Annotated in this window: 1 protein-coding gene and 1 pseudogene; both read right to left on the bottom strand. The window is 79.7% G+C overall.

Annotated features, from left to right (window positions below):
- Positions 1 to 88: 88 nt before the first annotated feature.
- Positions 89 to 1,915, bottom strand: coding sequence for a selenocysteine-specific translation elongation factor (selB, locus tag EBN88_RS29670; RefSeq protein ID WP_122400062.1), 1,827 nt, complete (start codon positions 1,913 to 1,915; stop codon positions 89 to 91).
- Positions 1,912 to 2,112, bottom strand: a pseudogene (locus EBN88_RS29665) (L-seryl-tRNA(Sec) selenium transferase); the annotation flags it as partial. The pseudogene EBN88_RS29665 and the gene selB, both read right to left, overlap by 4 nt.

Genomic DNA, 2,112 nt, shown 5'->3' with positions numbered 1-2,112 from the left:
GACGCGGAGGCGCCCTGACGGGCTGGCCGGCCGCCGACCAGCGGCCGGGTGCCACGCCGGCGGCGATCGCGTTCGCCGGCCCGGGGGGTCAGTCGGTGGCCGCCGCCCCGGGGCGCGCGTCGCCGGTGAGGGTGCGGCGGCCGTCGGGGTGGCGGCGGGTGAGGCGGGCGGCGTCGAGGGCCTCCAGGAGGGGGATCGCGACACGGCGGCTGGTGGCCCAGGCGCGGGCCGCCCCACCCACGGTGAACGGGGCGGCCAGCACGGCGAGTTGGGCGGCCGCGCGGGCGGTGGCGCCGGGGGCGAGGTGGAGCGGTCCGACGCGTTCCAGCCGGCCGCGTCGGACAAGGAGCGCCAACGCCTCCTCGTCCAGGCCGAGTTCGGCGAGGCGGCTGCGGGTGGGGGCCCGGAACGGGGCGGCGTCCAGCTCGGCGAGCAGGCGGGCGAGGGCGGCGGCGACGCGCGGGGGGAGGCGTTCGGCGTCGGCCGCGCGGTAGAACCGGCCGTCGCGCAGGGGGAGTTCGGGGCCGGCGAGCGCGGCCAGCGCCTCGGGCGGAAGGTCGTCGGGGAGGGCGCCCGGGAGGCGGTGGCGGGCGGCGGCCACCGGTAGTCCCGGGTCGGTCGGGTGGGCCGCGGCGTGGTCGGAGACCGCCTCGGCGAGGGCGGCGCGCAGCCGGGCGGCGTGCTCGGGGTCGAGCAGCCAGCGGGGGCCCTCGCGGTCAACGGCGTAGCCCTGGGCGGCGAGTTGGGCGCGTTGGGCCAGGCCGGTCGCGGCCAGCCGGGGTCCCGGGTCGGCGGGGTCGTCGACGGCGGCGAGCCGGCGGGCGCGGCTCGCGGCGGCGCCCCTGCGGGTCAACGGGGGCGGGTCCGGGTCGAGCACCGTGGCGCCGACCAGCAGTCGGGAGCCGGGGTCGCGCAGCAACAGCCGGTCGCCGACGTGCAGGGGCAGCGGGGTGCGCAGGGCGAGGCGGGCGGCGTCGGGGCCGAGTGGCCGCAGCCGGGCGCTGGTGGCCGCGGTGCCGCAGTGGACGAGGGGTTCGGCCGGCAGCCTCCGACGGTCAACCGCCGGCTTCTGGGCGGGCGTTGGGTGGAGGCGAACGTCCACGGCCTCGGTGGTCCACCAGGCGCCGGGGGTGAGCAGGGCGTGGCCCCTGGTGACGCGTTCGGCGGGGACGCGGCGGAGGTTGACGGCGACCCGGGCCGGGCCGGTGGCGGAGGTGACGCGGCGGCCGTGGCTCTGGAGGTCGCGGACCTGGACGGATGTGCCGGCCGGGGCGAGTTCGAGGTCCTGGCCCACGGCGAGGGTGCCGGCGGCGAGCGTTCCGGTGACGACGGTGCCGGCGCCGGCGACGGTGAACGCGCGGTCGAGCCAGAGGCGAACGGGCGCGATGGCGTGGGGAGTTGGCTGGCTGGTCGCCAAGGTGTCCAAGGTTTCGGTGAGTTGGTCGAGCCCGGCGCCGGTGCGGGCGCTGACGGCGAGCGCGGGCGCGTGGGCGAGGCCGGTGCCTGCGGTCCGTTCCGCCGCCTGCGCGAGGGCGGGCGCGGGGTCGGCGAGGTCGGCGCGGGTGACGACGACGAGTCCGGTGCGGACGCCGAACGCGTCGAGGGCGGCGAGGTGTTCGTCGGTCTGCTGACGCCAGCCCTCGTCGGCGGCGACGGCCAGCAGCACGGCGGGGGCGGTGGCGATCCCGGCGAAGGTGGTGGCGAGATAGCGGTGGTGGCCGGGCACGTCCACGAAGGCGAGGGTGCGGCCGCTGGGCGCGCTGGTCCAGACGAAGCCGAGGTCGAGGGTGAGGCCCCGCCGGCGTTCCTCGGCGAGCCGGTCGGGGTCGGTGCCGGTGAGGGCGCGCAGCAGCGTGGACTTGCCGTGGTCGACATGGCCGGCGGTGGCGACCACCCATGAGCCGGGCCCGTTCATGCCCGTTCGCCCGGCCCGACGGCGAGGACGGCGGCGAGGAGCGTGGCGTCGTCCTCCTCGGGAACGGTGCGCAGGTCGAGCAGCAGCCGGTCGCCGTGGACGCGGCCGACGACGGCCGGTCGGCCGGCGCGGAGCGGGGCGGCGAGGCCGGCGGGCAGCGCGACGGCCGCGCTGGGCAGGGCGACGCCGGGGGCTCC

The organism is Streptomyces triticirhizae, from assembly GCF_003696235.1.
Classification (GTDB): Bacteria; Actinomycetota; Actinomycetes; order Streptomycetales; family Streptomycetaceae; genus Streptomyces; species Streptomyces triticirhizae.
The sequence above is the reverse complement of the archived record's forward strand: the minus strand, read 5'-3'. Positions and strand labels throughout refer to the sequence as shown.